This window comes from Rugamonas violacea, from assembly GCF_016461825.1.
Taxonomy (GTDB): Bacteria; Pseudomonadota; Gammaproteobacteria; order Burkholderiales; family Burkholderiaceae_D; genus Rugamonas.
This window is the reverse complement of record NZ_JAEMNU010000142.1, coordinates 1-4,468: the sequence shown is the minus strand read 5'-3', so window position 1 is coordinate 4,468 and position 4,468 is coordinate 1. Positions and strand designations below refer to the sequence as shown.

The following is a 4,468-nucleotide window of genomic DNA, read 5'->3' as shown; positions in this document are numbered from 1 at the left end:
CCCCCCCCGGCTCTTTGCCGCTGGGTTTGGCCGGCGCCGCCGACGTCTTGACGAAGGCGGCGCGCACGGCGCCGCCGGGATCAGGCGCCGAGGAAGTCCAGCAGCGTCATCGCCACCACCTTGGTGGCCTTGCGCAGGTCCTCCAGCGCCAGGCGCTCATCGCCCTTCTTGGCGTTCGACTCCGGCACCGTGCGCGGCCCGGCGCCGTACAGCACCGCCGGAATACCGTGCTCGCCATACAGGCGCGCGTCGGCGTACAGCGGCGTGCCCTGGGCCGGAATCAGCTCGCCGATGACCGTCTGCGCGTTCTGCTGAAGGTGCGCCACCAGTTGCTCGCTGCCCGGCTGCGGCCGCAAGGCGTGCGACAGCAGCAGGCGCTTGATCTCGACGCGGATGCCGGGCTGGCCGCGCACGGCGTCCTCGATCAGCGCGCGCACCTGCGCCTCCACCGCCACCGGGTCTTCCTCCGGAATCATGCGGCGGTCCATCTTCATCACCACCTGGCCCGGCACCACGTTGGTGTTGGTGCCGCCGTCGATACGCCCGACCAGCATGGTCGGCGAGTCGATGCCCGCCACCTCGGACTTGATCTTCTTCAGTTCCGGCAGCTGGTCGTATAAAGCGTTGAGGATGCGCGTGGCCGCCTGCAAAGCGTCGTGTCCCGTCTCCGGCATGGCGCCGTGGCCGGACTTGCCCAGCACGGTGATCTCGAACTGCAGGCAGGCGTTGTGCGCGGTGACGATGTTGTAGCTGAAGCCGGCGGCGATGACGAAGTCCGGCTTGGTCAATTTCTGCTCCAGCAGCCAGCCCGGGCCGAGCAGGCCGCCGAACTCCTCGTCGTAGGTGAAGTGCAGCTCCAGCGCGCCCTTCAGCGGCACGCCCAGCGCCTCCAGCGCGCGCGTGGCGAAGATGTAGGTGGCGAAGTCGCACTTGGAGACGGCGGCGGCGCGGCCGTAGATAAAGCCGTCCCGCACCACGCCGGCGTAGGGTGGGAAGGTCCAGCCCTCGCCCGGCGGCACCACGTCGCCGTGGGCGTTCAGCGCCACGGTCGGGCCGCCGGCCTGGTAGGGGCGGCGCACGATCAGGTTGGTGATGCTCTCCATGCCGTAGTCGCGCACCGTCTGCTGCGGCACGGCGTGCTTCTCGGCGCTCCAGCCGTAGGCCTTGACCAGCTCGGCGACGGTGTCGGCGTGCGGCGCGTTGTTGCCCGGCGGCGTGTCGGTCGGCACGCGCAGCACCTGCTGCAAAAAGCCGACCTCCTCGTCGAAGTGCGCGTCGATCCAGCTGGCCAGTTGTTCCTTGCTCGAATTCATATCCCTATCCTTAATCCTGATTTCCCGTGGGGGTCAGTGCCGACATTCGGACACAAGCTCAACCGTACGGGCAAAGTTCCCGGCCCTATTGCTCAGTTCGTGTCCGAATGTCGGCACTGACCCCGCTTGTTGCTGCTGACCCCGCTTGCTGCTGCCCCCGCTTGCGCGCTTGCTTGCGCGGTGTTCGGTGTTATTTGGCGCCGGCTTCGAACCAGGCGCCGATGACGGCCCGTTCGGCCTCGCTCATATTCGTCATGTTTCCGATCGGCATGGCCTTCAGCTGCACCGCCTGTTTGTAGATCTTCTCCGACTGTTGGCGGATCTGCTCGGCGCCGTCGAACATCACGCCGGCCGGCGCGGTGGCGAAGCCGGGCTGGCTGGGATGGGCCGAGTGGCAGCTGACGCAACGCTGCGTGACGATGGCCCGCACCTTGGCGAAGGCGGCGGCCGGATCGGCCACGGCCACGGCGGCGGCCGGGCGCGGCGGCGCGATCGCCACCGCCACGGCCAACAACAGCGCCACGCCGGCGAGCGGATAACGCCACTCGGTGCGGCCCTTGTGGCGCAGGTTGAAGAAGTGGCGGATCAACACGCCGGCGGCCATGATGAAGGCCAGCACCAGCCAGGCGCGGTCGTTGCGGTAGGTCATCGCGTAGTGGTTGCTGATCATGATGAACAGCACCGGCAGCGTGAAGTAGTTGTTGTGCACGCTGCGCTGCTTGGCGCGCTGGCCGTGCACCGGATCGGGCAGGCCGCCGGCCGCCATGGCTTCGACCATCTTGCGCTGGCCGGGAATGATCAGCATCAGCACGTTGGCCACCATGATGGTGCCGATCATCGCGCCGACGTGGATGTAGGCGGCGCGGCCGCTGAGCCAATGGGTCAGGCCGCAACCGGCGGCGACGATCAGCGCGAACACCACCACGCCAAACCAGAAGTCGTGCTTGCCCAACGGCGAGCGGCACAACAGGTCGTACACGGTCCAGCCCAGCAGCAGGCTGCCGAGGCCGATGCCGACCGCCTGCCAACTGCCGATGTCGGCCACCGATTTATCGATCATCATCGCCTGGGCGTTGAAGTAGTAGGCGATGCTCAGCAGCGCGAAGCCGGACAGCCAGGTGCTGTAGGCCTCCCATTTGAACCAGTGCAGCTGCTTCGGCAGTTCGGCCGGCGCCACCAGGTATTTTTGCGGGTTGTAGAAACCGCCGCCGTGCACCGCCCACAGCTCGCCCGAGACGCCCTTCTTGGCCAGCTCGGAACCGGGCGCCGGCGGGCGGATCGAATTGTCCAGCCAGACGAAGTAGAACGAGGCGCCGATCCAGGCGATGCCGGTGATCACGTGGAGCCAGCGGACGATCAGGTTGAGCCATTCCAGGCCGTACGGGATCAAATAGGCAAACAAGTCCATGGCTTCCTTTTTGGGATTATATTTTTTGGCAATATGTGCGGCGAATTTACAGAAGATAGCCGGTATTGATTCCGGCCAGATGAAATATATCGTATATTCAACATATCCGATTCAATATAAGCGACGCCATGGCCTCCCTGCCGCTACACCTCGACCTGCACCTGATCCGCATCCTTTACCTGCTGCTGGTGGAAAAAAACGTCTCGCGCGTGGCGCTCAAACTGAACCAACCGCAGCCGTCGATCTCGGCCTCGCTGCGCAAGCTGCGCGAGCTGACCGGCGACCCGCTGCTGGTGCGCGGCGCGCGCGGCATGGTGCCGACCCAGCACGGCGAGAGCCTGCTCAAGCCGGCCAAGCGCATCCTCGACGAGACCGAGAACCTGTTCGTCAAGAAGACGCCCTTCGTGCCGCAGGAGGAGTCGCGCACCTTCCACATCGCCGCGCCGGACTATCTGGACAGCCAGTTCCTGCCGAATATCGTGGCGGCGCTGCGGCGCGGCTCGCCGCTGTCGAAGGTGGTGATCCACAGCCTGGGGCCGGGCATCGACTACATCCGCCTGCTGTCCGACGGCGACATGGACCTGGTCATCGCCAACTGGGACGAGCCGCCGCAGCACCTGCACATCTCCAAGCTGTTCGAGGACCCGATCATCTGCACCATGCGCGCCGACAGTGCGTATGCGATGCGCACCGACAGCGACGCCATGACCCTGGCCGACTATTTGAGCCTGCCGCACGTGGCGCCGTCGCAGATCCTGCCCGGCTACCACGGCGTGATCGACACCTTCCTGGCCAGCCAAAACCTGCAGCGCAACGTGATGGTCGAATCGGCCTACTTCGGCCTGATCCCCTACATGCTGACGCAGACCGACCTGGTGCTGACCACCGGCCGCCAGTTCGTCCGCTACTACGAAAGAACGCTGCCGCTGAAGACCTTCAGCGTGCCGGTCAAGTTCCCGGCGATGCGCTTCTACCAGTTGTGGCACGAGCGGGTGCACCAGGCGCCCGAACACAAGTGGCTGCGCGACCAGGTCAGCGCCGCCGCCAAGGCGCTGCTGCCGCAATAGAACCCGCGCTGGCTTCAACATGGGCGCGGCCATGCGTGGCGACGAAAACCGTACAGCGGCACGGCGAGGAGCCACTACACCGCTGCGGTGTTTTTTGAAACGAGCCTTCACCAGCGGTGGCGGATAGTTTTCAATACCGACGCGATATACGATCACAGACTGTATGCACGGTGCCACAACATGGACTAGCCGGCGAGTCCGCCGTGGCCGGCGCGACGACCGCCGAGTCGACCAAGAACCGGCCGGCGCCGGCCTGCCTGCCTCCCGTGTAGTGCATAGGTTTACACACATCTTTTTCTGACCGTCGCACTGGCCCGCAAGAACCGCACTTTTTGAGTGTTTTTGCTTAAAAATTGAGCAAAGTCGTTGTGCGTTGACGGGAAATCCATCGGGCAGGCACTCCGGGATTGCTGTTTCTGCAACAGCTGGTGCTTTGTAAGTGTTTGATTTTATTGGCGAAAAAAGATGTGTATAAACCTATGCGTGTAGTGAGGTAGCCTGACATTTCCGGACACTTCCATTTGACAAACTTGTCAAACTCTCACACAGTCAAAACCGGATTCGAGGTGGCCCTTAGTCCATAGGTTTATACACATCTCGACAGCTGGCGAATTTTGCCTGACCGACAATGGAGCGGGCGATAGATCCGTCTACATTCAAGCACTTACGAAAGTAGTTGT

General features: G+C 64.0%; 3 protein-coding genes. 1 reads left to right on the top strand and 2 read right to left on the bottom strand.

Annotated elements, in window-relative coordinates:
* Window positions 1-80: 80 nt before the first annotated feature.
* Complete coding sequence (locus H7U20_RS26910; RefSeq protein ID WP_199762222.1) at window positions 81-1,313, bottom strand: M20/M25/M40 family metallo-hydrolase; 1,233 nt, start codon at window positions 1,311-1,313, stop codon at window positions 81-83.
* Window positions 1,314-1,503: 190 nt separating this feature from the next.
* Window positions 1,504-2,721 carry a urate hydroxylase PuuD gene (locus tag H7U20_RS26905; protein ID WP_199762221.1) on the bottom strand — a complete coding sequence of 406 codons (1,218 nt, stop codon included), beginning with the start codon at window positions 2,719-2,721 and terminating at the stop codon, window positions 1,504-1,506.
* A 128-nt stretch (window positions 2,722-2,849) separates the two neighbouring features.
* Between H7U20_RS26905 and H7U20_RS26900 the strand changes: the two genes are divergently transcribed.
* On the top strand, window positions 2,850-3,788 hold the full coding sequence (locus tag H7U20_RS26900; protein WP_199762220.1) for a LysR family transcriptional regulator: 939 nt from the start codon (window positions 2,850-2,852) through the stop codon (window positions 3,786-3,788).
* The last annotated feature ends 680 nt before the right edge of the window (window positions 3,789-4,468 follow it).

What these genes read in the sequence shown, in the direction of transcription:
- H7U20_RS26910 (WP_199762222.1), bottom strand. Translation starts at nt 1,313, where the DNA reads ATGAATTCGAGCAAGGAACAACTGGCCAGCTGGATCGACGCGCACTTC.
- H7U20_RS26905 (WP_199762221.1), bottom strand. Translation starts at nt 2,721, where the DNA reads ATGGACTTGTTTGCCTATTTGATCCCGTACGGCCTGGAATGGCTCAAC.
- H7U20_RS26900 (WP_199762220.1), top strand. Translation starts at nt 2,850, where the DNA reads ATGGCCTCCCTGCCGCTACACCTCGACCTGCACCTGATCCGCATCCTT.